The organism is Paenibacillus chondroitinus NBRC 15376 (assembly GCF_004000765.1).
GTDB lineage: Bacteria > Bacillota > Bacilli > Paenibacillales > NBRC-103111 > Paenibacillus_E > Paenibacillus_E chondroitinus.
The window spans coordinates 1-25,678 of sequence record NZ_BILW01000003.1; the positions used below are offsets into that span (position 1 = coordinate 1).

Consider the following 25,678-nt stretch of genomic DNA (forward strand, 5'->3'; position numbering starts at 1 on the left):
CTAGTGCCGGCTGCCTTCATCGCTTCATTCAACAATGTTTCATTAGAATCGATACGTCCAAAACCGCTCCGTTCCGAAGCGTGTCAGGATTTCTGGATCGGATAATTTCTTGTTACCTACTAATTCGGCGGCTTGGAATTGAGACTTATGGGATTGAATTGAAGCCATCTTCTGTTTCAAGAAACTTGTAACATCATTAACAATATCGGGTTTGCCGATTTCTTGTTCATGATTTTTGGCGAATGCCATACAATGCACAATCGGCCTTCGGTCGGCAGGCATTCTGCCAATGGTTCGGATTACCGCCGCTCCACATGCTTCGTGATCGGGATGAACACTCAGTGTGGGGTGGAAAGTAAGAACTAACGAAGGATTAAGTTCTTTGATAAGTTCTTCGATGCGTCCGTCCAACTTGGCTTTATCCTCGAACTCGATCATTTTATCGTGAAAACCGAGCAACCTAAGATCCCGAATGCCGATAGCGCGGCACGAAGCTTCAAGTTCCTGTTTGCGAATGACAGGCAATGTGACCCGATTGGCGAATGGCGGTATGCCCATGTTGCGGCCCATTTCACCTAAAGTTAAACAAGCGTAAGTGACTTCTGATCCTTGGCTGAGATGCATGGCAAGCGTACCTGACGCACTGAATGCTTCATCATCCGGATGTGGAAGCACAACTAGAATGTGTCGTTCCATATATGTTCGATTCCTCCTTTACCTTAGAACGGTTCCCGGCTCAATTGCAGCGCCACGACAAGTTTACCCGCCGTATCATGCCCCGCAAGGATAAGCCTTTCCGTATCCGTCTCTTCATAGTGAGTAAGCCCCTCGGAATAAACCCAACCTTGCTCCGTTTTCAAGCCGACGCGATAAGGTCCATTACCCGAAATCGAGCCCTGAGAATAACGAATAACGGCATTCGAAATAAAAGTCGCGGCCGGATGCTTCGTAGAATCCAGATGCGCGGCATAAGCCCCCGTTGTCATCTCGAGATGAATATATAAATCCTGATCAATAAGGATATCGATAAACTGCTGGACTATTGCTTTGTCGATAAGCTGCATGTACTTCCCTCCAATGGCCTTAGATAGATATCGTTCTTCGAAGAGTTTAACCGATATGACATTATTTTAGCATATCTTGCCTGCGAATCCATATAACACATGAGAATGAAAACATAAAAAAAATGCCACATCCTATGCGGCATTCATTGATATTAAAAACCTGTCTTACAGTTTAATTAACACTTCCGTGCCGTCCTTAGCTTTGACATCGACCAGAACCGTCCCCTTGTAACGCTGCAACTCCTTGATGAGTTGCCGGATCGCTTGCTTTGTGCTTCGGCTTTGGAGAATCGACACTACCAGCTCGATCCCGAATCGACTGCTGTCCGAATCGAAATCATGCTTCCTGTTCAAATGCCCATCCGACTCTCCGTCAAATTTGTTCAACCAATCCTTCAATATACGGTGAATGAAATTGGAAGTCAGAATACCGCTACCCATGTGCAGTACGGTATAAGGGACAGGAATCGTAAAAGCATGCTCCTTACTCTTAACCTTCACAATCATCATGACTTGTCACTCAATCACCACGGTGACTGTGTCCGATACACCGGAGCGGATGTCAATGATTTGCCCGTCAAGCTCGTTCTCTATGGCATCGATTAGAAGGTCAATATCGATATCCTTCACATATTTCGAAGCCTGCGGAATATTGGATGCGATGCTGTGTCCAGCTGCGAGTACAGCTTTCACAAGTTTAATCGGCAAATTAATGTTCACATTATCATTTTCATGAGAAGTAACCCGTATTTTCAATGTTTTATCTAAATAACCACCCGATCCCGAAGACGGTTTCTTCGAGAAGTTGGGTTTCCCCAGCATCTGTACGGCATGCGAAGCAGGAGCTGTTTGTTTCTCCTTTAGTGCGTCAATCAACTCAGAAGCCTTGACGGAATCAATTTTGCCCTCCTGCATCATGGACAATACTTTGCTGATTTCTTCTTTCATCGTGATACCTCCTTATTCATCCTTCAGCATTTTGACCGCTTCGTCTGCAGTAATTTCGCCGTTCTCCAGCATGGAAATGACCTTCTTCTCATCGACTTCTGGCTTCTTCCGCGTATCGTATCCGAGGGCCGAAATGATATCATTGAGCTTACCGCGCACCGTCGGGTAAGATATTCCGAGCTCTTTCTCCACTTCCTTGATGTTGCCCCTGTTCACTAGAAAGGTAATCACAAAATGGAGTTGTTCGGGCGAGAGTAGAGCCAGATTGGATAATTCAAATGTGTTCTCAATCGTTGTTCGGCAATGTCCGCATTCCAGCTTGACGGCGTGCAAATGATGGTCGCATACAGGACACTGTGTGATGATGGGATATTTCATACTCCGCCCCTTTCTTTTTCTAAATTATAATCCACTGTTTTTAAAATGTAAATCAATAATTATTAAATTATTTAATTAAAAAATTAATTTATTTAATCATATTATTAATTTATTAAAACTACAGAACTCGATTAAAAAACAAATAATCCGGATATTGCACATAGCAATACCCGGATTCAAAGATTATTTACATATAAGATTTCTAAGATGCTTCCTCAGAAACCAGCCGTCCAACCTGCGTCCGCAGCGATCACTGCGCCGTTAACAAAACTTGATTCGTCGGATGCCAGGAATAGAGCTACTTTGCGCAATCTCTTCCGGTTGGCCAGCACGCGGAATCATACCTTGGGTAACCTTTGTTCGAGAGGCTCCGAACTCGTTGACACTGCCAATACTTAATGTTTTATCCAAGTGTAGAAATAAATAAATCATCATGATTTAATGTCGAAGACGCCCTGTCCGCTTTCAAAAAGTATTCGTATTTACCGAATCTGGCTTTTGCTTCTTGATCGGGCAGCCATACCCATTCGTCTATTTCAGTTTGGCACCGGTGGTCACGAAACGCGGCAAGCTTGGCGTCCAAGTGAGCGTGCACATCGATTTTGACGACATCTTTGCGGGAATACCCGTATCGCTCAGGACGCTCCATCGCATCGCCAAACGTAATAAAATACAGGGCTCCTCGTCGATCTAATTTTTGAAAAGCGGCTGTCGTCGCCTTCCCTATAGCACAATGATCGGGATGACCACCCAGTTTTTCGTGAAAAGTAAGCACGACATCAGGGTCAATTTCTTGGATAATAGCCGTAATGCGTGCTGTCAAGCTATTCTCATCGACAAACTCAACGGTTTTATCACGGATATCCAAAAATTGCAATTGTCGGATTCCCAAGCTATCGCAGGCATTCCTTAGCTCCATTTCACGAGCATCTGCCATCGTTTCACGATTAAGGTAAGGCGGATTGCCCATACGTCGTCCCATTTCTCCACGCGTTGCGCTCACTAGAGTAATGTCGACCTGCTCACTGGCATATTTGGCGAGCGTACCTCCACAAATAAACGACTCATCGTCGGGATGCGCAAACACCGCTAACAGTTTTTTCGATGGTGTATGTTGTGTAATGTTCATTCTGGAAACGGCTCCTTTCCTACATGCAGCGCAACATTCATCCGGCCCCTGTCATCATAACCAGCCAATAAAAGCCGGCCATTTGTATCAATTTCATAATGCGTGAGCGCTTCCATTCGGAGCCAGCCATGCCCGTCAAATCGGAGAGCAGCACGAAATGGACCTTCCCCCGCTATGAACGCTTGGGTAACCTTGACCTTGAAATTACGTACGAATACAAAGGACGTTGCTTCACTGTGAATATAAACATCATGACCAATGAAGGCTTGAAGCTCATCTTCTACTTTTGATCGGTTTATTGTGATCATTGCTTAGACTCTCTTTTCTCTGAAATTTATAATCTATTCCGTTTCATCGTATCACAGCTCATTACTTAAATAAAATGCCGGAACGCCAGTTTTGTATCTCAGGCAGACACTTCCATTTCCAGTTTCTCCCCATCATTGGGCCGATAATAATACCAAAATAAAGCCACTGCTGCGACACAAATGATAGAACTGACCATAAATCCTGAGCGGATACCGAACCAACCGGCATACAGTCCGCCTAATAGCGAGCCTAATGTACGGCTGATGGCGTTCATCGTCAATGAATTCATCATTTGTCCGCTTGCTTTCAGCTCTTTGGGCACATGTGTACTCACATACTCAGCCAGACATAAGTAAAAGAGCATGAACGTCCCGCCATGCAGCACCCACGTCGCCAAATAGACGGCCGGGCTAAGTGAACCGCTGAACAGCAACCATCGTACGGCGAGAATAATTCCGGAGCAGAGCAATATTTTAAAAATCCCGAACCTCCGATAAAGCGGTTGAAAAAACAGCATGAAGGGAAACTGGCTGATCGAACCGATACTGACCCCAATGCCAATCAGCGCTGTGCTCATACCTTGTTCTTTACTATAGACGGCTTGAAATGTCGTAAAAAAGCCCAACGTACAATTTACCACAAGTGTGTATAAGTAAATCAAAACAAGCTTTCTGCTGGTAAACAGCTGTTTCAGTTGGACCTTCGCCTTGTGCTGATGGCCTTCCACCTTAGGGATGCCCCAAGCCAGCAGGAAGGCGACGAATACGAGCCCGGAGAACAACGGGAACATATAGTGCAGATTACGGTCCAGCAGCCAGCCGGCAATAACCGCCATCAAAGCATAACCGACGGATCCCGCTGTGCGAATACGCGAAAAGTTAAATCCCGACTTGCGGGAAATCTCCAGCGTTATCGTGTCACCCAGCGGATTAATCACGCATTGGACGGCCCCGAACACAACTGTGCACGCAAATAACACCCAGAATTGGCTGCCTGCCGCCGGTAACGTCCAGACGAGAATTGAGGTGAGCAGCAGCGCTATAAGCAGCAAACGGTTTTTCGATGCCGCTCTGTCGGCGGCCAATCCCCATCGCGGTTGCGCGATCATTGCGGTAATCGCTCCCGCTGTCGAGAGCAAACCAATCTGAAAATGATCAAGATTGATGTCGTTGTAATAGATAGGAATATAATTGCTGAAAGCGCCTAGCGCCATAAAGACAAGTGAGTAATACATAGACATGTATACATAGGTTGTTTTTCTTGCCATCTGATTTTCGCCTTCTTCATATGTTGTAGTCGAAATTGCGGTTACACGGTAGTTACCGTGCTTTTATAGTAACATCTTACAGATTCAAACGCGTGCCAGGCAGCTGCTTCATAAATCATTTTATTTGGCAATTCTTGTTCCTGGAGTACTAGATTCATATGATTTTCCAGTGTGTCTCTAATGCCACAAATCGTTTTATGAATCGAATCTATGTAAGGCAAATAATCTTTTAACAACTCTTGCGCTTTTTCATTACCCTCATGAATGACTAACATCGCCTCGTATTCTGTCACTTGATAGCATTCCTTCAAGATATCTTTGATTCCATCCAATAACTCGCTGTATTCGTCCTCCTTTAGAGTCGAGAAAGGGAAAGTCATTCTATGTCACCTCCGTAGGTTTTTGAGTCATAATCTTTGCAAGCCTCATTGCCACCAATAATGGCAACAACGTATAATTAGATGGTATCGACATTCCTATCATAGCTTATTTTTTGGCTAAAATAGTTATCTTCTTCCGTCACAAAATAGCACTCAAATGATAATTTTGAAAAGCGGGTTGGATGGTGATCATCATTGAAAAATACAAAACATGTGGATGAACGTGCACAAGTATTTCATGTACTTAACAACCGGGGAGTAAGACTTAAATATAGGGCCGTGTCCTATGAATATCCCCCTATTACTTACCATTATCATAAAGGGATTGAGGTCTTGTTTGTCCATCAAGGAAAGGGAACCTTGACTCTTAACCGCAAAATTTACAATTTAGAGGCCGGCTGTGTCGTAATATTACAACCCTTCCAATTGCATCGCATTCAATTTGATGCCACTCCTCAAAATCCATATGTACGAACCGTTCTAACCTTTGAACCCTCAATCGTTGCCCCTCATCTCAAAAACTTTACTGTACTGTCTCGTTTTTTTGATCAGGTATGGAAAGAACAAATGACCAATCAGGTATTTCGTGAGGATCGGGATTCGACTTATATGATAGGCGTTCTGGAAAGATTCAACGACCTGGTTACGGGGTGGAACGAAAAAGATGAAGACCACGAGACAGCGTCGATGTTGATTCTCAACATTTTAGACTATCTCAGCTCCTTGCACATTGGAGGATTTGGGGGCGTCGCACGTCCGGAAAGACATGCTGAAAAAATCATGAATTGGGTCGAAGAGCATTTTACAGAACCTTTTGACTTGATTGAATTAGCAAAGGAACTCCATCTCTCCAAGAATCATGTATCGCGGTTATTTCGGACCGAAACAGGGGGAAGTATCACTGAATACGTCATTGCACGTAGAGTAAGACAGGCTTGCTGGTTGTTGAAAACGGAATCAAAATCTATTGAACAAATTGGTTCATTGGTTGGCATACCTAATTTCCCTTACTTTTGTCGGATTTTCAAAAAGATCACAGGGTTTACGCCCATACAGTATCGTAAAAGCCAGTTAAATTAAAAACAACAGGGAGCAGCTGCCATTGCGGCAATCTACTCCCTGCTTTCATTTCCACCGTATAAACTCAATTAACATTCATTGGATTGCTTCTCCAGAAAAGCTCGAATGGATGGATCCATGCAAAGCCCGATAGCACGGCCGTAAAAGGCACGGGCTTCCTCGTATCTCTTCATCCTTTTGAACAAATGAGCGCGCAGCGCCCAATAAGGCTGATAACTTTTAACCGCTTCTGCCGGTATAATATCCAACAGCGATTTTCCCGCCTCTGCGCCGAACGCTTCAGCAACCGCTGCTGCGCGACCTACGGTTGCGCCAATCGTTGGAGCAATGCTAACCAGCCCCTCGTACAGCAGCGCAATCTCTCCCCATTCCGTGCGGTTCGTCCAAGCTCGCTGAGCATGCACGGATTGAATGGCCGCCTCAAGCTGGAATCGTCCGATACGTTTCCCATTGGCGGCAGTGCGGAGGCAATGTTCAGCCTCCTCGATCATTCCGAACGACCAGCGTGAATGATCTTGATCGGATATTGGCACATAGCCGCCTGCCTCATCGCGGCGCGCATTACGGCGCGCCTCGCAGTGCAGCATGAGAGCCAGCAATCCCAGTGCTTCGGGTTCCCCTGGCATGAATCGGACAATCAGCCTTCCCAGAAATATCGCTTCTTCGGTAAGCCCCTTCCTGCGAGAATCAACGCCGGCAATATCCTCCCACCCACTGCCATAGGCTCCATAAACAGCCTCAAGCACGGCTCCAAGGCGCTCCGGCCATTCATCCTCACCGGGCAAATCGAATCTGATCTCATCGCTCTTTATTTTTGCTTTGGCACGAGTGAGCCGCTGACCCATCGTTGCCGGTTTAACGATGAAAGCCGAAGCAATACGGGCCGCATCAAGGCCAAGCACAGACTGGAGCATAAGCGGCGTGCGCACAGCAGGATCGATTTCGGGATGCGCGCAAATAAACAGCATCTTCAGCCGTTCGTCAGGGAAAGGCATCTCGTTTTCGACTCGATGCCTAGCATCTTCTGCTAGAGATATCAAAGCATGCTCAGCGCCGGCTTGCACGCGGGCATGTCGGCTGCCATCGATCAACCGACGTCTCGCAGCCGTAAGCAGCCATGCTTCAGGCTTGTCCGGCACTCCGCTCGCCGGCCATTTCACCAACGCGGACAGAAACGCGTCCGCAAGCGCATCCTCCGCTGCCGCCAGGTCACGAGAGCGAACGGCAAGGAATGCAACCAGACGGCCGTAGGATTCCCTGGCCGTCTGTTCAATTATTTGATGAGCTTGCCTATCGCTCATTTTGTAATCGGATTGAGGTTGGGACGAACCTCAACTGAGCTGCCGGGACAACGCGCCGCCCATTCCAATGCGTGGTCCATATCCGGCACGTCTATGATGATCAGACCGCCGATTTGCTCCTTCGTTTCCGTGATCGGGCCATCCTGAACAAGCAATTCGCCGCCGTTACGGCTTAGCATGGTCCCCGTCTCCGGAGACTGGAGGCCTGCGCTGCTTACAACAATACCGGATTCACGCAAAGCTGTGACATAATGAGCCCAGCTTGCCGTATATGCCTCCTTGTGTATTGGGTCGGTACGTTTGGCGAAATCCTCTGTTGTTTCATACATGATCAATGTGTAATTCATAGTTATTGCTCCTCTCAACGTTCATATTGGAATAACTTCTTGCCGTCTTCACAATAATGACGAACCAGATCACACAATTTCTACATCAAATGAAAAAAATTATTATTTCGAGCTATCTTATCCCTGTCTCCGCCAGTTTCTCGTCCAGTATTTCTTTTTGCCGCAGATGATGCCTGCTGTGCATCCCAACCATCTCAAACCAATCACGTGCGTTCAGCCAGCCAAACCAGCCGTGGCGAACCTTGCATGCTGGATTTACTTCTTCTATGCGGCTTGTCCAGTAGGCCAACATCACTAGCACTTGCTCTAGTCCGGCTATGATTTCATCTTTAGTCTCGGGATTTCTTGTCTCATTCGGCGGTTGGTCAAGTTTCACTCGGATATTAGGCCACTCTTTTTCCGTAAACGCCTTCATTCCGTCCCCTGTCCTGCCTCCAGGCTCTTCCCTTGTTGCCTTTGAGCACGTTTCAATATGCCCGATATATTCTTTCGCCACTTCGATTACATGGACATACATCTGCCCGATTGACCATACGTCTTCCTCGCTTTTATATCTCAACTGCTCTATCGAATATTTGTCCAAATTCTCCATGTATTGTTGGATAATAGCCGCACAATTGTTCAACATCCGAATCCTCTCCCCACTATTCACATTTTTTTACAATCTATTTGGATCATACGAACAGACCGTTCCGTTGTCAATGCAAAGATGAAGCCCGGCTCCTCGGTATATAAAAATAGAAAAAAGACCCAACCAAGTTAGTAGAAAACTTGGTTGAGTCTTTTTAACTCATTACTGCGTGTTAGCTAGCTCATAACGATCTGCGTTCATTACTTTTACCCAAGCTGCAATAAATTCACGTACAAACTTCTCTTTGTTATCATCTTGAGCGTAAACTTCAGCAATGGCACGTAGAATAGAGTTTGATCCGAATACGAGATCAACGATCGTCGCCGTACGCACGACTTTACCTGTCTGACGATCGGATCCTTCGTAGATACCTCCGCTAACAGGCTTCCACTGCACTCTCATATCAAGCAAATTAACAAAGAAGTCGTTCGTCAGTTTACCTACCTGCTCAGTGAATACGCCATGTTTTGTCCCATCGAAGTTTGTACCAAGAACACGCATACCGCCTACAAGCGCAGTCATTTCTGGCGCAGTAAGGTTAAGCAGATGTGCCTTGTCTATTAGGAGTTCAGCAGCATTTACACTGTAATTCTTCTTCTGATAGTTGCGGAAACCATCGGCCGCCGGCTCTAGTACTGCAAAGCTTTCTACATCCGTTTGTTCTTGAGTCGCATCGCCGCGGCCAGGTGTGAATGGAACCGTTACATCATAACCTGCATCACGTGCAGCTTTTTCAACGGCAGCGCTACCACCTAATACAATCAAGTCAGCCAAGCTTACTTTCTTCTCAAGTTCAACCTGGATCGTTTCCAGAATAGCAAGCACTTTACTAAGTTGTGTAGGCTGATTCACTTCCCAATCCTTCTGAGGAGCAAGTCGAATACGGGAACCATTCGCACCACCGCGCATATCCGTCCCCCGGAAAGTGCTTGCCGAAGCCCACGCCGTTGTTACCAGTTCACTTATTGTAAGACCGGAGTTTAGGATCTTCGTTTTAAGATCTTGAACTTCCGCATCTGTTAATTCGATGTTGACTGCATCTACAGGATCCTGCCAGAGCAGCACTTCTTCAGGAACTTCCGGACCTAGGTATCTTACACGAGGACCCATGTCTCTGTGAGTGAGTTTAAACCACGCGCGAGCAAAAGCATCTGCAAATTCTTCCGGATTTTCATGGTAACGGCGAGAAATCTTCTCATATGCCGGATCTTCGCGCAATGCTAAATCCGCTGTAGTCATGATCGTCGGAACGCGAATGGATGAATCTTCCGCATCCGGTGCGAGGTGCTCTTTGTCAGGATTTATCGGAGCCCACTGATAGGCGCCTGCCGGGCTTTTCGTAAGCTGCCATTCATATCCAAAGAGCATATCGAAGAAGCCATTATCCCACTGCGTTGGATTCGCAGTCCAAGCACCTTCAATACCGCTGGTTATCGTGTCACGACCTCTACCAGAGCCGTGCGTATTGATCCAACCTAAGCCCAGAGCTTCAACTGGAGCCCCTTCCGGTTCTGCCCCTACTTTCGCAGCATCTCCAGCACCGTGTGCCTTGCCGAATGTATGACCGCCCGCTACGAGTGCGACGGTTTCTTCATCATTCATTCCCATGCGTTTGAACGTTTCGCGAATGTCGCGTGCACTTGCAACTGGATCTGGTTTGCCGTTCGGACCCTCTGGATTCACATAGATAAGACCCATCTGAACAGCGGCAAGCGGATTCTCAAGCTCACGATCGCCCGTGTAACGTTTGTCCCCCAGCCATTCTGTCTCAACACCCCAGTAAATATCTTCTTCCGGATGCCAAACGTCTACTCGGCCGCCGCCGAAACCAAAGGTTTTACCCCCCATAGATTCAATTGCGACGTTACCTGTTAAAATGAATAAATCCGCCCACGAGATCTTATTGCCATACTTTTGCTTAATCGGCCAAAGCAATCGACGGGCTTTATCGAGGTTTCCATTATCTGGCCAGCTATTCAGAGGAGCAAAACGCTGGTTTCCGGTTCCGGCACCGCCGCGACCGTCACCCGTACGGTAAGTACCTGCAGCATGCCAAGCCATACGTATGAAAAATGGACCATAATGTCCATAGTCAGCAGGCCACCAATCTTGACTGTCTGTCATTAGATTCTTAAGATCCTGCTTAACCGCTTGGAAATCTAATTTTGCAAACTCTTCTGCGTAATTAAAATCCGGACCCATCGGGTTTGATTTCTGATCATGTTGATGAAGTATGTACAAATTGAGCTGATTGGGCCACCAATTTCTATTCGTCGTACCGCTTGATTTGTGACTAGTTGCGCTGCCGTGCGGAAACGGGCATTTGCCTTCGCTGCCGGAAGTCAAATCCATAATATCACCCCTACAATAATTAATTTTAAATAATAATTGTTCTAAATACAGTTATAAAGCTAATTGGAATAAAAATCAACTTTTTTTTGCTAATCGATCCCTATTCTTGTCCTACTTCATACATATGAAGCATTGGTGAAAAATAGTATCTCATCACCTGTTCATTAGCTTTACACTTTCCACATGAATCTCCTCGCCTAGGAAGTGCAAAAAAATCTGCAGCACCTTATTTAAGCCTGAACCAATAATTTTGGCCGACAAATTGTTTCCGGTCCCATCATCATTAAGTCCACTGGCTAAAAACCAAGAGAAATCACTTCCGCTTTACAGGTTGTTCCCATAATATGGGAGCCTATATGTCCATTAGTGCTTGTCTGTATTTCTTCCGAATGAGAGGCCGTACCACTGGATGTTGTTAGTATCCCCTCTGCGTGAGAATTTAGTCCACTTGCTATCGTACCGGCACCTTCGGCATAGGAAGCGAACCCGATCGATTTCGTGGAAGAACCCTCGGCCAATCAACATGGACCTAAAGATTGCGCATTACAACCAGGAACAAACGCCAGACCAAGCGGGCCTTGTGGTCCATGAGGTCATGGAATTCCACGAGGCCCTCGGGGGCCCTCTGGTCCTGGAGGACAGGAGCGGCATTTATTTTTTCCTTTATCTCTCTGTGACATAAGCCCACCCAAACTACTAAATAATACATTCTATTTTCTAGCAGCAAAGCACGCATCCATCACTTGCAGGTGGCAACTAGTGGAATTTCCAGAATCTCTTGCCTATCTTTCAAAAAAATTATAGACCCACAGCAGTAGCTGAGGGTCTAACTAAACGCACGGTGCTTTACACACGGCATGATTTATTATTCAAAAATTGCAACAGGTCTAGCCCATCCGGCACTTGCTCGCTCAATCTTCACTGGAAAGCAGGACACTTTGAAACCGTAAGGCTTCGGAAGTTGATCCAGGTTTGCAAGTTTTTCGATCTGGCAATACTCCCGATCCTTACCTAAATAGTGGGCTGCCCACAGGACACCGTCTCTTGGATGATTTCGGTAATCCTCGGCTTGCAGGTTCAATGGAATATCCCAGCCCCAGCCATCCGTCCCAACAACCTTAATTCCGCATTCGAGCAGCCAAAGTGTCGCTTCAGCTGAAACACCAGCATGCAGGAACGCATAATGCTCGTGGTACAATCGTTTATCTGCATCACTGCGAATAAGTACAATATCGAATGGTTTTAACGTATAGTTAATCCGCTTCAACTCTGTGATAAGATCATCTTTCGTGATTTCATAACCCGGTGGCTTACTGCTGAAATCAAGCAGCACGCCATCTGAGTAAAACCACTCCAAGGGAAGCTCGTCAATGGTTCTGGAGGGTTTCCCTTCTGATGTAGGCCAGTAATGCCATGGCGCGTCCACATGTGTCCCCGAATGTGTATTTAACGTAACTGTCTCTGTAGCCCATGCCTTCTTTTCCGGAAAATTTTCAGGTGCGAGCCCGAGCGCTGCAGCTGCTTGGACTGCTCCCTCTTCATGGGTGGAGTATTCAATTTTAGCTGGAAGTGGTTCACGAATTCGGGGACTGATAGGAACACTTAAATCAAAAAGTTTCACTATACTTTACACCTCACATTGTTAAATGAATTTGTTAAATGATATAAAAAACAATCAATCCTCAACGGCCTGATATACCGTAGTCCAGAAATCGTGGATAACCCTCGCCGAATCCGGAGTTGACATGCCCACCTGAGTGAGCAGGATTCCGGTGAGCTGATTAACTGGATCAGCGTAGGTCGAGGTGCCGCTACCGCCGTCCCAGCCGAATTGACCGATGGGCGCGTAGTCGCCACGATAAGTGCGTACCGCCATCCCAAATCCCCAGCCACCATGCTGCCCTTGCCCGAATGACAAATGGACGTTGTTGGTCGCCATGGCGTTACGGACGGCTTGTTGCTCAGGTGTGAGCCGGTTGGTGGTCATCAACTGGACGGCAGGCCGGGATAAAATCCGTTCAGTCCCGTGTTTCCCTTGATTCAACAGCATCTGGAAGTAGGCGTGAAAATCGTCGACGGTTGAGGTCAATCCGCCTCCGCCACCCTGGAACGCCGGATTCTGGCTGTAGCGTCCCCCTTTGGCTTCGTCCCACACATTGAACACGCCAGTTTGCGGATTGGGCGCGTAAAGGGGCGGCATCCGATCGATTTTATCGGCAGGCACGTGGAAGCCGGTATCTTTCATGCCGAGCGGATCAAAAATGCGTTCGCGCAGGAATGACTCAAACGACTGCCCCGTGACCCTGGCGACGAGCACGCCGAGCAGATCGTTGCTGATGTGGTACTGCCAGCGCTCTCCTGGCTGATACATCAACGGAAGCGTGCTGAGGCGGCGCATCCACTCATCCGGTTCGGGCATCGGCGTCGGCAGATCGGGCGTGAGCCCCTGCTCGAAGATCGCACTCAGAATCGGAGTGCCCAGCAGCGTAATATCCATGCCGAGCCCGAATGTGGAGGTCAACAGATCCCTTACCGTGATCGGCCGTCTCGCCGGCACCGTATCGTCCAGCGGGCCGTTGACTCGTTTCAGCACCTGTCGGTTGGCGAGTTCAGGCAGCCAGGCATCTACCGGATCATCCAGCCGCAGCCTGCACTCGTCGAACAGGATCATCACCGGCGCGACTGCAACCGGCTTGGAAGTGGATGCCATCCGGAATATCGTGTCCCGGTTCATCGGAGCGCCACCGTCATGGCGCATCGTACCGAGCGCTTCGACATGTGTCTCACCATTCCGGCTGATCAAAGCGACGAGCCCGGGAATCTTCCCGGACTCAACATGCCGTACCAGCACATCGTGCAATCTGCTCAGCCCATCTTTGGAGAAGCCGCTGTTACTTTGTCCCGTAATGATCCTGTTCATTTGGTTCCCTCCTTATCGAATAGTAACCTTGGATACATCCGCTCCCATACCTTTAAGCGCCGCATACGTCAATTTATCCATCGTTGCGCCGTCGAAAATAACGGTTTTGATCATCCGATAGTATTTATTCGTGAGACTAAACCCAGGCAGGAATGAAACATTGTTAAATGTAGCGCCCCTGAATGAAACTTCGGTTAAAGCAGCTTTGTCAAACTTAACACCGATAAACGTCTGACCGTCAAAACGCTGCCGGGTGAGATCGGTATATTTGAAATCAACTCCCTCAAATCGGCATCCTTCAAACATCGTCTTTCGAAGATCGGTCATCGATAACGTTACATCGATGAGTCTTACACCTGTGAACTTGGCACCGTCAAGCCCTGACTTGCTAAAATTGGTTCGTACAAGAATCGTCTTATCAAAGCTTGCATTTGACAGGTCCAGCGCTTCCAGACTGCAATCCGTTAAATTCGCCCCGTCAAAATTGGCTTCACGCACGTCACTGGCCTTAAACGAACTGCCCGTTAAATCGGCGCCGGAAAAATCGGAACCATGCAGCGAGCTGCCTTTAAACTGTCCTTTATGCGCCTTAATGCCTGCAAAATCGCTTTCCGCCAAATTGCTACCATTAAAGTTTGTCAGTACTTGCCGTTCCAGCGAACGGGAGAGGTTGGCGACCTCCAGAATCGTTTGCTCGATGTCGCCGATACTTTCAATGGTCATCATAAACGCTGTTTCATCGTCCTTGCCATCCGCTTTGAGTTCACGGTATCGTTCTTGCAAATCGGTATGCAGGTCGTCTTTTAATTCGGAGACGCTTTTTACACCATCGTATGGCGTAAAAACGCTGTTCAGATAATCCGTCAATTTGGGATTCATCATATCAAATCTCTCCTCATAGTAAGTTTTCTAAAACGCGTTTGGCATACTCCCAGTTGCTTTTGTTGCGATCGTAAGTGTTCTTGCCCTTTTCCGTTATCCTAAAATATTTACGCCGTCCGCCCTGTGACTCATCGCCCCAATACCACTCGATGTCACCGTCTGCTTCTAACCGCCGGAAGCTGGAGTACATCGTGGCTTCCTTCAGTTCATACTCGCCGCTGGATCGCTCGGCGATCAGCTTGACAATCTCGTAACCGTAGCGATCAGCTTCGGACAAGAGCCGTAAAATCATCGTATCCGTATGTCCGCGTAACAGGTCGGATGTGATCTTGTTCTCGCTCATACAATCACCTCCATGACTGTATAATAAATCATATTACTATGTCTGTCAAGGTAATACTTTGATTGCACTACAGGAGAAATCCATTTTTCATATGAGACAGCTTTCTGATCATTAAATGTCCCTTCCTGATGTAAAACTTCGCCTGTTAAGGAAAAATACTAGGTTTTTGTATCCCGGGTTAATTTTACTTTTTCATGTGTTTCAGTAATACCCTGTGGCCGTTCCAGCGGTGCTCGATCAAGGTTAACTACTTTCCAACCATATGGCGTTAGGATACGAGCCCATCCGTTATTGATTTTATTTGCTACATAGGTTCCAGGTTGTAACCAGTTCTGCAAGCTGAGACTTGAATCACCGTCGATGTCGAAATAACGAGTAGCTCTTCACAGCATTATCTTTTCATCAGATAAGTTGAATTCCATCAACGGAGAACTCTCATTATCGGAGATCGGATATGTCTTGACCCATTTGAAAGTTCCATCCTCTAATTGAATCTTGAGCCATTGGTAAATTTGAATCTAATGTTAAAAACTGAAGATGCAATCGCTTGTACTAGACCGGGATTAGCGCAAAAAAAGACCCCCAGCCCTTGGCTGCGGATCCACATTCCTATTTTCTATTGGGTTTAACAATCCTTAAGCGGAATAGAGAATTCAACATAAAAAGGATGATGTTCTTCATTTAAGCAATACTCAATTCGTTGTTTGAAATTGCCCCACGTTACCATCTCTAATGCTGTTTCAACTGGAAAAAATCCCACTTCTAAAGACTCGGATGTAGTGGTTAATTCTCCTCCGGTTGGTTTTCCTAAAAATAACGTGTTACAAATACTAGCGTTTACATTTTGAAAAACGCCGCAAAACTTGGTTATCTCAATATCGATTCCGCTCTCCTCCTTTGTTTCCCTTATTGCCGCATCCTTCAGGGATTCACCCTCTTCAACCTGGCCTCCCGGCATTTCCCATCCTCGTCTAGGTCCTTTTATCAATAGAATTTCGTTGCGTTCATTTATGACAATGGTTGCTGCTGATACGATATGTTTTGGAACCATTTGATCAACCTCCTCAGTCAAGTTTCATGAAATCGTTTCGCTCCAACACCAGTACATACCCGCGAGTCCCGTCCAACCGAATTCGGTCTCCGTCGCGAATGAGGGTCGTCGCTCCATCAATGCCAACAACCGCCGGCAGCCCGTATTCCCTGGCTACTACGGCGCCATGTGTCATCAAACCGCCGACCTCCATAACCAGGCCGACGGCGGAATGGAACAGAGGCGTCCAGCCTGGGTCTGTAAAAGGGGCGATCATAATCTCGCCCTTGTTCAGCTTCGCCTCCTCAGGCCGCAGCACCACACGAGCGATGCCCTCGATGACGCCGGCGGATACGGGTGTTCCAACGAAGGCTCCCTCGGGAGCATCCTGCAACTTACGCCGGCCGATAACGATTTCTCCCTCGCTTGTCATCAACCTTGGTGGCGTCATGCCGCGGAATCGCTTCAGTTCCTCCGTCCGCTGCTCTAGCAGCGCCGCAATTCCGGGTGGACGTTCGCCTTCGGCCAATTTCAGCAGCTCGTCGAGAGACAAATAAAACACATCATCCGCCCGCTTTAACACCCCCTTCTTGACCAGCGAGTCGCCTTCGTCAAGCAACCCTTTGCGCACGAGGTAGAAATGCTGCATCATTAAATATTTGGGATGCTCCCGCAGCCCCATCAATCCTCTGAATACGCTCACTAACCGTGACATGAGCTTCGCCTTCAACCTGCCAAAAGGTTGGGCACGCAGCCGCTTTAACAAGTCGATTGCCGCGGCCTCCGCTTGCAGCGCGCCTTCGGCGAACTTGGCTCGATGCTCACCAGGCTCCATGCTCCGCATATGGCTGCCAATCGATGGCAGCAGCGTGCTTGGATCCTCACGCCATCGGGGGCGTGTAATGTCGATTTCGCCAGGGCACCTCATGCCGTAAAGCTCCATGAACCGATCCCACTGCTGCGCGAATACAATGCCTCCCTCTACCTGCTGCAGTTTTTCCCTAAATTGAAGCGGATCGCCGTGCAGGATCAGGTCTGTCACTTGCGGGTAAGGTCTGGCCGCATCCGCTAAATCGCCGATCATGAGCCCCATCTCACTCGTAAAGTTGCCTGACAATCCTCTGTTCAGCACATGCACGATCTCCGTATCGCCCAACCATTTTATAGACAGTGCATTCAAAAGCCGCGACGAAATAATTCCAGCCAGCGGAAAGGGGAGCAACTGTGGGAAAATGGTCAATAGCAGCGAGCCTATATGCTCCTGAATTCGAACTATCCGTTCTGGACCGTAGACTCCGGAAAGCTGACTTTCTCCCTTATGAATCGATCCCTCGATGTACGCATTGACCTCCGGATGTGCATCGGTAACAGGAGCATAAAGCAGTTTGCGCACCACTTTCAGCAGCACGGGACGAATAAAGCCGATAACGCCTTTTCTCACGCCAGGTGCTGAAGGCAGATGTTGAACGAACGATGGCTGCTTCACCATCTCCGCTAGGCCAAGGCCAATCATCTCGTCGATGTTGGTCAGTACCTTCGGTAAAAGAACACGGGCCTGCTTCAGAGTCAGCAGCTTTGTAATATCGATATAGACCCTTCCGCCGACCGACGCCGTATGCTCGTTCATCTCCCGAATGCCTGTTTTCCCGAAAGGAAACAACGTTCGAAGCACCGACAAGCCCATTGGCTTCATTGCATCCGTCATCATCTGCTGATGGCCGAAAGATACAAGCAAATGCGGACTTTCCCCTGGAGGAATGTTTAATTCCGGCAGCGGATACAACGAGGTGATCGGTCGACTCTGAACGATGTAAAAGTTTCCTTGCGCATAGCACCATTCAATGTCCTGCTCTGAGCCGTAATACCGCTTAATCTTATCGCCGATGGCAGCTAGTTCCAGGATCTGCGCATCATCTAGCGCCTGCACGACTTGCTCTGCCTCCGGCAGTTCCTTCGTCACGGTGCCACCCTCCGAGAGCGCGAAGATCGCGAGCTTCTTGCGGGAGACCGTCTTCGTGAGCAGCTTCCCAGACCGCACCTGATACAGGTCAGCGGAAACCAGCCCAGACACAAGCGCCTCCCCTAAGCCGAAGCTGGCGTCAATTGACACCGTGTTTCGGTTGCCCGTAATCGGATCGGCGGTGAACATGATGCCGGACACTTCCGGGAAAACCATGCGTTGCACGACGACGGATAGATGCACAGCACGATGATCGAAACCGTTGCGAGCCCTGTACGATATCGCCCGATCGGTGAATAATGACGCCCAGCACTTGCGTACGGCAAGTAGCAGCGCTTCTTCCCCGCGTACATTCAGATACGTATCCTGCTGACCGGCGAATGAAGCAGACGGCAAATCCTCCGCTGTGGCGCTCGATCGCACCGCATAGGCTTGATCCTCTCCGGACTGAAGCCAAGCTTGAAAAATAGAGTTCCGAATGTCATCAGGAACTGGCATGCTAACCAGATGCTCACGAATGGACTGCCCCAAAACCGTAATTTCCGCTAGCTGATCTGCCTCAACGCCATTTAATCGCTGGAAAAATTCGTCCATAACCTCACTCTGCTTCAGAAAAGACAAAAAAGCTTCCGTCGTGACACAAAAGCCTGCGGGGACTGGAAACCCCGCCTTCGTCATTTCGCCTAAATTCGCGCCCTTGCCTCCTACGAGTGGAAGGCTATTTATATCCAATTGGCTAAAATCAAGCACATAATTGTTCATGGGTACTCGTTCCTCCCTTAGCATGAGTCCGTGCGAAGACCGTGCATAAACAGGCCGAACAATGTTTCGCCCATCTCTACCATCGTAACTCCGTACTTGGCAGCCACATCCGGGCGGGCCATACGTTCAATGCTTTCCAGCATGATCGCGGTTAACAGTTTGGGGTTAACGTTACGAATATGCCCCTCCTGCATGGCTCGTTTGAGCAGCTGTTCGATGAATGTGAGCTGAGCACTGCGAAATGCCTCCAGTTTCGCCCATAAATCGGGGATATAGGTTTGGATATCGTTTAAAAATAACGGATGCAGCTTGGCGATCTCTCCCCTGATCCCCATAAAGACACGCTCGAAAATATCTAGCGGATGGTCTGAAGACTGCATTTGCCCCTTCACAAGAAGTGTAATCGTTTTCAAAAAAGTTTCCAGCACAGCTTCGGCAATCTCTTCTTTTCCGCTAAAATACAAATACAGCGTCTTCTTGCTCATCCCAAGACGTGTCGCCAGCTCGCTTAGCGTTACACCGCGATAACCCTTGGCATTAAACAGATCCGCTGCCTCCTGAACGATGCGCAACCGGATCGAATCCTTCATACGTACGATTCCTCCAATCTACAATGGAAACCAGTTTTGTTTTTATGGTTTCCATTGTACCTAACGGAATAACAAATCGCAAGCAAAAAAGTTCCATTCAGAAGCCTCCTGACCAATAGATTAGCACAGGCAGATACAGAAAGCTGGCTGCCGTCGTCATCGCTACATTGACAGAAACAAGTTCCTTATCGCCCCCGTATTTCTCCATAAGCACGACAGAATTAATAGCGGAAGGCATGGAGGATTGCACGAATAAAACGGAAGCTTCAAGACCATGAAGACCAAGTAATTTAATGGTCAGTAAAGATAACAGCGGCACACCCACAATTCGCATGAGGATAGAAATCCACAGTTCGCGTCGCATGCTCGCGCGCCAGTTTGTTTTTTTGAGCTGCATCCCAAGCATTAGCAAAACGATGGCAGCATAAGCCCCGCCGATCAGCTCCAAACCGGCATGCAAGCTTTTAGGCAGCGGAATTTTGAATATATACAGGACTAGTCCTATAACAGCCGCATAAATGAGTGGGTTCTGCAGCATTTTGGCACCGGCTTGCCGCGGACTAAAGGAACTCCGCGAGGCTATGTACATACCAAGAGTATTCACAAGTACGATATGTAGGATGACATTCGTGACGCCAATGGCGAAGCCAGCATTTCCAAATGCAAGAAGCAGCAAAGGCAATCCGTAATTATTCGAGTTGGCAAAGATCGTCGTCAGTTCCATGGCCCGTAAGGATGGCGCGTTAAATCGAAATAATTTTCCAACAGCAAGGGAAGCCGCCCAACAGAGGACAGTCTGAATAACCGTAAATATAGCAATATGAGCAAAAGAGGAGCTATTTAACTCGCTACTCGATACGGCACTTACAATCAGACATGGTGAAAGCACAAACAGGCTTAAATCTGCCAGCACCTTCGTATCGGGTGACTTAAATTTCTGATACAGAAAACCGAGAAAACAAGCAAGCAGAATTGGTACACTTACGGTTCCAAACAAAGTTACATAACTGCTAATGACAATGACCTCCTCTGGTCGAATTCAATTTCGGAATAGCTGTTTCGCCAGTTCATATATCATATATGCAATTCACCTATTGGTCTAATATATAATTGAAATTAACTTTATAGGTAAAGTTAATAATTGAATCGCAGCAAATTTCAATACCGCATTGGCTGCAGATACAAAAAAAATATTTCCAAAAATTTCTTTGGCAAGTGTTTCAAATAGTTCCCAAACTGTTTACAGATGAATTATAGCGTTGAAATAAATCATACCGTTGGGAGAGTGCACATTATGCGTATGCGTTCATTCAAAACAAAATTGATTTTGCTTGTTGCAAGTTCGAGTTTAATGCTTCCAAGTGCCATTAGTGCAGCTACTGAGACTGAGAATATGCCAGCTTATATTTACAATAATGGCTTTATCCAAACGAATGTACATGGAACTTATGTTCCGGGCTATTATTTAAATGTGGATGAAAATACGGTAGCAGCCTTTATCCCCGGAGGGGTAGGATTAGTTGCCGTTGATAAAGATGCTGTTTTACCGGAAGGTTCCAGATTTATAGAATAGGCTATTCCAAGCACAATATGAGCGTTTAATCTTAGACGATAAAAAAACAAAGGGGCAAACCGCCCCTTTGTTTTTTATTTAACCTGCCATGTTATTAACCGAATGTTTGGTGTCAAACACGGAAATATGGTCTACTTTCCCACTTGATTTAGGAATAATAAATTTTAGTTGAAACATATCGGATGCTTTATAAATATAAATCGTGTCATCCCCGTTTACTTTCGTATCCGATGGCTTTCCAAGCGCTTCTTCGATTTGTTTCAGCGTTAATGTTTGCAGCTTTGGATCACTGGAACGAATATCGATAATTTGATCTCCTTTATTGTAGCCAATAACTGCATTTTTCTTAGAGTAAGTCGCATATATACTGCTCGCAACGACATCAGTATGATCCGCTTTCCCCCAAGCTTTCTCCACATCGTCAATCAATTTAGTTTCTGCAGCAAACTCAATGCCCGCCACCTTGCCTGACTTCGCTAATTCAAGCATACCTTTAATTTGCTTAGTCGTTTCTGACGATACAGGCGTTACATTCACGTTACCACTAGGCGTAGGTGTCGGCTTGGATGAAGCTGACGGTACTGCGCTAGGTGCAGCTGAAGGTGTTGATGAAGGTTCTACAACTGGGCTAGGAGATGAGCTAGCTATTGGATCAGCAGCACTCGCTGCTGGTTTTTCATTTGATGTGCATGCCGTGAACATCAGCATACTCGCTATCAACATAGGATAAACTACTGCTTTATTGCTATACATTTTCATAAGTTGCCTTCTCTCTTATCTGTTTGAATCACTACAAATATTCAGACGATAGAAAGATTTAAATTGTTGCAAAAAATACGGCATGAAGGAACTTATGTATGGTTTTCTTTGCAAATGATGGCGAAGTCATTTATTCCATTTTGACATGGACCTGAAAATTTACTTTTAACTTAGGATAGTAGTCTTCTCTCCAGTTTTCTAATTCATTATAAGGAATTTGATTACGGAAGTGTTGGCCAAATCCGAATATATCTGTTTTGTTTTTTTGAGCTTGCTCAAACAAATTGTAAAATCGCTTTTCTATCAGGCTCTCAAGATCTCTTTGTATCTGATCATTCGTGACACCTTCATTTTTTTCCAAAACGTCTATTTTTAAAGATAAATCGCTTGCCACCAACAGTTCGCCAGCTTTCTTTGACGGTTTGATTCGCAATGAACTATTTTCCACCATGATGCTGGCGTAACCCAGGCTCTCTACCTTTCCTTTTGCATGGAGCTTTTGAAACAAATTCACGAATTGATTTTCACTCGGACTAATTTGTTCGATGATCTTTCCGTTTTTCAATACAGCGGATCCCTCAAAGTTGAATAATGTATCTTTTCCAGCATTAACAACCGGAACCGCGATATCTTTCGTATACGAAAACAAGCTCCGATAAACTTCCCATACGCGGGTGGTTGTGATCTCCGGTGCCCAATCGGCTCCTTTATAGAAATAGTCAATGACTGAGGTTGCATGCGCATCAATTTTTTCATCAATGGATGAAAACATTTTCTCAATATGTTCATCTGTTATTGCTAGTAAAGCTATGGAAGGAATTTCCTTGGATTTCATTAAAAAATGAATCATTTCACTAATATCTGCTTTGTCTTTTGAAAAATTGTTTTGAATGAGAATTAAGCGAACCTGCTTGTAGTACAAGGCATTTTCGGTGTTTGTTTTCAATTGTTCCAAAATACTAGAAACGTTTGTACCTTTGTAAGTGACTGTTCGTGATAATTTGCTGCCTTTCTCGGTTCTTGGAATATACAAGGTCACTTTGAATTGGTTATCGCTTTCCTTGCGAATCCCAATGATTAAAGGAATGTCACGCTTATCTATTTCTTTAATATCCCAGCAGCCAACTAGAAGGGTTAGAGACAGAAGAACAACAGTACTCATAAAAAATCTATTTTTTTTCATATGCCAACCGCCCCTTACCAGCTAAAACACCATAGATTAAAATGGTAAATGGAATGATAACCATTAAAACTGCATTAGCACCTGCACTCCATAACGCACATTTCTCAATCAAGGCCAGATTTGGAACGGAGATAGCGAAAAGAAAAGCGGTCAGTGAAAAGGCGCAAATCCAATAAGAAGCTTTTTTACTTTGCAAATTGAATAGTTTCTGTATGATTTGAAGAATCATCCATAGCATAACCCCATTTAAAATGATGGTGAACCCGACCATTGACAGACCAAAAAACATGGTTTGCTGGTTGAATACAAACCAATTCATGTCAACGGAATCCGCGGCTTCTTTGGCAGGAAAAAAAATGCTATCGACCGTTTCTGTCCCAAAAATAAAGAGCGAAATATACACAACAGCTAGATAGAAGCAGATTACGTAAGCCAATGCTCCAAAAAGTTGCCTGTATGTCAAATTGGTTTTGGAAGGTATAAATCCTAAAAATAAAGACGAAAATCCCATCAGATAGAGAAAATTGATATTCGTTGCAAAATGAAGAGAGGGCGGTCTAATCGGCAAAGCGTTTCTAAAATCAAAATTGACAAACGAAGTAATAATAACAAAAGCCACCAAAATGTTAACGATTAGGAAAATAATAACGGAAGAGCGTAAGATCGTCTCTAAACCTTTTATAGCTGTATACGTTGATATGACGAGAAGAAGAAGTATGATCGCCCAAATAGGTGTCCGAATTAAAAAAATCGAGGCAATGACTTCAGCATGGTGACGAAAACTCATCGCAACCAGCGCAGTTATATTGAGTGCATAGGGAATTAAAAAAAGGAAAGCAACCCATCTTCCCATTTTCAAATAAACATCAATCAAATCTTTTTCGGGAAAATAGTCTAGTCCTTTCTTGCAAATCATCATTAAGCTCAGTAGTAACAATCCATATGAAAGAACCACTCCCCAATGACCGGTTTTCGTTAGCTTATATATGAGACTGGGGTACTGTAAATAACCGAATCCCATATGAATGATGATAAATACCAATCCAATCTGTAACCTTGAAGTCAACTTGTGTCGCCCTTTCCTTTTATGCGAAATGTCATATACGGAATATCGCATGACGTTAAGCTCGCCAAATAAATGCAAACAAACGTTAGACCTACAAATACTCCAAGAATACCGAAGACAGATGCCAATATTAAAATGGGGTACTTTAATGCACGAATGTACAAGGAATTTTGTACGCCTATGACGGATGAACTTGCTATCAGCATCGCGGTAATTACAATAACTAATAAATTACTGACTAATTTCGCTTCCACCATGGCCTGGCCAAGTATGATTCCTCCAACCATGGTAATTGCGGGACCAACGCTTTTCGGAAGTCTCACAATCGCTTCAATGATTAAGTCGACGATCACGACCATGGCTAGAGTTTCTATGATGGGTGTTAATGGAATGCCTTCTCTACTTTCAGAGATAAAAAAGGCGAGATCAATTTTTAAAACATCAGGGTTAACTGACGTTAAGGCAACATACAACGCGGGCAGAATTAGCGTTGCCAACGTTCCCAATCCCCTTAATATTCGAATCATCAGTGACAACCCGTGAGGGAAATTGCGATCGTTTACAGTACTCAACATATCCAAAAAGAGATGAGGAAAAACAAGTGCGAAGGGATAATTATCTAAAAAAAGAACAATTCTGTTCTTTTTTAAAGAGTCAATGGCCTGATTCGGAATTTCCGTTGAGAATAGATAACTAACGGGATTGAACTTGCGCTGACCAAAATGCTTATTCAGATCATCAACCGTTTCAATATCCGCTTCAATCCGTTTTAAAAGCAGATCCACTTTTTCAATAAGCGTACTTGACGCTTTTCCTTTAATGTAGAGCATTGAAATTCTTCGCTTAGCCAGTTCTCCAACTTGATAAGAACAATGGCACAGACGTTCCGTGCTCAACCACTTTCTTAGTAACCCTACGTTTATATCAATATCCTCACCAAAAGCATCCATAGGACCAAGAATGATACTTTCATTATTGGGCTGATCAATGCTTCGGCTTAAGTTGCGACTGACTGGTTCCAGAACAGCATTGTTCTCCTTATCGGACAAAAGTACTAATTTGCCTTCTACAACTGCTTTAATAATTTGATCCGTATCTACGTCAAGTTGATCACTGAGGTTCGTGAATAAGTCATGAACGGTTGATGACATTTTCGCCATTTGCCGAATATACAAATTTGATTTCGTAAAATCTATCAGCGTTTTAAAACCTATAAGAAATATGGCTGTTTGATCAAATTGCTCTTCCTGAATGAAGAAATCATCATGGTCAGCAAATATGGATTTAATTACCTGAACCGAATTAAGCATAAATTAAACCCCTAATGTTAGACATGGTCATAGTTTGAGCGGTGCTTGGAACTTTTATGCAAATTATAGGCTCAGACGTACCATAAAATCTCGCAGAAAAGGCAGCCGATAGTC

At 45.8% G+C, this 25,678-nt stretch carries 27 protein-coding genes and 1 pseudogene; 2 read left to right on the forward strand and 26 right to left on the reverse strand.

Going from position 1 to position 25,678, the window contains the following annotated elements:
* Window positions 1-42: 42 nt before the first annotated feature.
* The 10 genes and pseudogenes from bshB2 to PCH02S_RS04660 all read right to left on the reverse strand — a co-directional run bounded on the left by bshB2 (window position 43) and on the right by PCH02S_RS04660 (window position 5,475).
* Window positions 43-696, reverse strand: coding sequence for a bacillithiol biosynthesis deacetylase BshB2 (bshB2, locus tag PCH02S_RS04615; RefSeq protein ID WP_127450567.1), 654 nt, complete (start codon window positions 694-696; stop codon window positions 43-45).
* A 23-nt stretch (window positions 697-719) separates the two neighbouring features.
* Window positions 720-1,064, reverse strand: a complete 345-nt coding sequence (locus PCH02S_RS04620; RefSeq protein WP_127450569.1) for a YojF family protein — start codon at window positions 1,062-1,064, stop codon at window positions 720-722.
* Window positions 1,065-1,229: 165 nt separating this feature from the next.
* Window positions 1,230-1,574 (reverse strand): hypothetical protein, encoded by a 345-nt coding sequence (locus tag PCH02S_RS04625; RefSeq protein WP_127450570.1) that lies wholly within the window; start codon window positions 1,572-1,574, stop codon window positions 1,230-1,232.
* 6 nt (window positions 1,575-1,580) lie between these two features.
* Window positions 1,581-2,012 carry a hypothetical protein gene (locus PCH02S_RS04630; protein WP_127450572.1) on the reverse strand — a complete coding sequence of 144 codons (432 nt, stop codon included), beginning with the start codon at window positions 2,010-2,012 and terminating at the stop codon, window positions 1,581-1,583.
* Window positions 2,013-2,024: 12 nt separating this feature from the next.
* On the reverse strand, window positions 2,025-2,390 hold the full coding sequence (locus PCH02S_RS04635; RefSeq protein WP_127450574.1) for a DUF2089 domain-containing protein: 366 nt from the start codon (window positions 2,388-2,390) through the stop codon (window positions 2,025-2,027).
* 215 nt (window positions 2,391-2,605) lie between these two features.
* Window positions 2,606-2,786: pseudogene (locus tag PCH02S_RS04640) on the reverse strand (SDR family oxidoreductase); the annotation flags it as partial.
* Window positions 2,787-2,793: 7 nt separating this feature from the next.
* Window positions 2,794-3,519, reverse strand: a complete 726-nt coding sequence (locus PCH02S_RS04645; RefSeq protein WP_127450576.1) for a PIG-L family deacetylase — start codon at window positions 3,517-3,519, stop codon at window positions 2,794-2,796.
* Window positions 3,516-3,827 carry a DUF1806 family protein gene (locus tag PCH02S_RS04650; protein WP_127450578.1) on the reverse strand — a complete coding sequence of 104 codons (312 nt, stop codon included), beginning with the start codon at window positions 3,825-3,827 and terminating at the stop codon, window positions 3,516-3,518. The genes PCH02S_RS04645 and PCH02S_RS04650 overlap by 4 nt, the downstream gene beginning before the upstream one ends.
* A 98-nt stretch (window positions 3,828-3,925) precedes the next feature.
* Complete coding sequence (locus PCH02S_RS04655) at window positions 3,926-5,095, reverse strand: MFS transporter (protein WP_127450579.1); 1,170 nt, start codon at window positions 5,093-5,095, stop codon at window positions 3,926-3,928.
* A 41-nt stretch (window positions 5,096-5,136) separates the two neighbouring features.
* Window positions 5,137-5,475, reverse strand: coding sequence for a hypothetical protein (locus tag PCH02S_RS04660; protein ID WP_127450581.1), 339 nt, complete (start codon window positions 5,473-5,475; stop codon window positions 5,137-5,139).
* A gap of 195 nt (window positions 5,476-5,670) precedes the next feature.
* On the opposite strand from PCH02S_RS04660, the gene PCH02S_RS04665 reads away from it, so the two are divergent.
* Window positions 5,671-6,555, forward strand: a complete 885-nt coding sequence (locus PCH02S_RS04665) for an AraC family transcriptional regulator (protein ID WP_127450583.1) — start codon at window positions 5,671-5,673, stop codon at window positions 6,553-6,555.
* 68 nt (window positions 6,556-6,623) lie between these two features.
* Here the strand turns inward: PCH02S_RS04665 and PCH02S_RS04670 are convergent, their stop codons facing one another.
* The 12 genes from PCH02S_RS04670 to PCH02S_RS04725 form a co-directional block, all read right to left on the reverse strand.
* Entirely contained in the window at window positions 6,624-7,856 is a 1,233-nt protein-coding gene (locus PCH02S_RS04670) for an RNA polymerase sigma factor (protein WP_127450585.1), read from the reverse strand.
* Complete coding sequence (locus PCH02S_RS04675; RefSeq protein ID WP_127450587.1) at window positions 7,853-8,203, reverse strand: YciI family protein; 351 nt, start codon at window positions 8,201-8,203, stop codon at window positions 7,853-7,855. The genes PCH02S_RS04670 and PCH02S_RS04675 overlap by 4 nt, the downstream gene beginning before the upstream one ends.
* A gap of 112 nt (window positions 8,204-8,315) precedes the next feature.
* Window positions 8,316-8,831: a DinB family protein gene (locus PCH02S_RS04680; RefSeq protein ID WP_127450589.1), complete on the reverse strand. Its 516-nt coding sequence runs from the start codon at window positions 8,829-8,831 to the stop codon at window positions 8,316-8,318.
* A 165-nt stretch (window positions 8,832-8,996) separates the two neighbouring features.
* Window positions 8,997-11,186, reverse strand: a complete 2,190-nt coding sequence (gene katG, locus PCH02S_RS04685; protein WP_127450591.1) for a catalase/peroxidase HPI — start codon at window positions 11,184-11,186, stop codon at window positions 8,997-8,999.
* 865 nt (window positions 11,187-12,051) lie between these two features.
* Window positions 12,052-12,807, reverse strand: coding sequence for a cyclase family protein (locus tag PCH02S_RS04690; protein WP_127450593.1), 756 nt, complete (start codon window positions 12,805-12,807; stop codon window positions 12,052-12,054).
* A 54-nt stretch (window positions 12,808-12,861) separates the two neighbouring features.
* The gene (locus tag PCH02S_RS04695) at window positions 12,862-14,106 is read right to left on the reverse strand and encodes a serine hydrolase domain-containing protein (protein WP_127450595.1); all 1,245 of its coding nucleotides are present in this window, start codon (window positions 14,104-14,106) and stop codon (window positions 12,862-12,864) included.
* 12 nt (window positions 14,107-14,118) lie between these two features.
* Complete coding sequence (locus tag PCH02S_RS04700) at window positions 14,119-14,985, reverse strand: pentapeptide repeat-containing protein (RefSeq protein ID WP_127451120.1); 867 nt, start codon at window positions 14,983-14,985, stop codon at window positions 14,119-14,121.
* Window positions 14,986-15,001: 16 nt separating this feature from the next.
* Complete coding sequence (locus tag PCH02S_RS04705) at window positions 15,002-15,331, reverse strand: PadR family transcriptional regulator (RefSeq protein ID WP_127450596.1); 330 nt, start codon at window positions 15,329-15,331, stop codon at window positions 15,002-15,004.
* 625 nt (window positions 15,332-15,956) lie between these two features.
* Window positions 15,957-16,382, reverse strand: coding sequence for an NUDIX hydrolase (locus tag PCH02S_RS04710; protein ID WP_127450598.1), 426 nt, complete (start codon window positions 16,380-16,382; stop codon window positions 15,957-15,959).
* 13 nt (window positions 16,383-16,395) lie between these two features.
* Window positions 16,396-19,083, reverse strand: coding sequence for a phosphoenolpyruvate synthase (locus PCH02S_RS04715; protein WP_127450600.1), 2,688 nt, complete (start codon window positions 19,081-19,083; stop codon window positions 16,396-16,398).
* Window positions 19,084-19,100: 17 nt separating this feature from the next.
* The gene (locus PCH02S_RS04720; RefSeq protein WP_127450602.1) at window positions 19,101-19,673 is read right to left on the reverse strand and encodes a TetR/AcrR family transcriptional regulator; all 573 of its coding nucleotides are present in this window, start codon (window positions 19,671-19,673) and stop codon (window positions 19,101-19,103) included.
* 97 nt (window positions 19,674-19,770) lie between these two features.
* A complete protein-coding gene (locus tag PCH02S_RS04725) occupies window positions 19,771-20,670 on the reverse strand; it encodes an AEC family transporter (protein ID WP_127450604.1) in 900 nt (299 codons plus the stop codon).
* Between the two features lie 297 nt (window positions 20,671-20,967).
* On the opposite strand from PCH02S_RS04725, the gene PCH02S_RS04730 reads away from it, so the two are divergent.
* Window positions 20,968-21,246, forward strand: a complete 279-nt coding sequence (locus PCH02S_RS04730) for a hypothetical protein (RefSeq protein WP_127450605.1) — start codon at window positions 20,968-20,970, stop codon at window positions 21,244-21,246.
* Between the two features lie 78 nt (window positions 21,247-21,324).
* On the opposite strand, the gene PCH02S_RS04735 is transcribed toward PCH02S_RS04730, so the two are convergent.
* From PCH02S_RS04735 to PCH02S_RS04750, 4 genes are all read right to left on the reverse strand, one after another.
* Window positions 21,325-22,005 carry a YjgB family protein gene (locus tag PCH02S_RS04735; protein ID WP_127450607.1) on the reverse strand — a complete coding sequence of 227 codons (681 nt, stop codon included), beginning with the start codon at window positions 22,003-22,005 and terminating at the stop codon, window positions 21,325-21,327.
* A 130-nt stretch (window positions 22,006-22,135) separates the two neighbouring features.
* On the reverse strand, window positions 22,136-23,188 hold the full coding sequence (locus PCH02S_RS04740; protein ID WP_127450609.1) for a Ger(x)C family spore germination protein: 1,053 nt from the start codon (window positions 23,186-23,188) through the stop codon (window positions 22,136-22,138).
* Window positions 23,175-24,254 (reverse strand): GerAB/ArcD/ProY family transporter, encoded by a 1,080-nt coding sequence (locus PCH02S_RS04745; RefSeq protein WP_164819445.1) that lies wholly within the window; start codon window positions 24,252-24,254, stop codon window positions 23,175-23,177. Before PCH02S_RS04745 ends, PCH02S_RS04740 begins: the two co-directional genes overlap by 14 nt.
* Complete coding sequence (locus tag PCH02S_RS04750) at window positions 24,251-25,564, reverse strand: spore germination protein (RefSeq protein ID WP_127450613.1); 1,314 nt, start codon at window positions 25,562-25,564, stop codon at window positions 24,251-24,253. Before PCH02S_RS04750 ends, PCH02S_RS04745 begins: the two co-directional genes overlap by 4 nt.
* Between the last annotated feature and the right edge of the window lie 114 nt (window positions 25,565-25,678).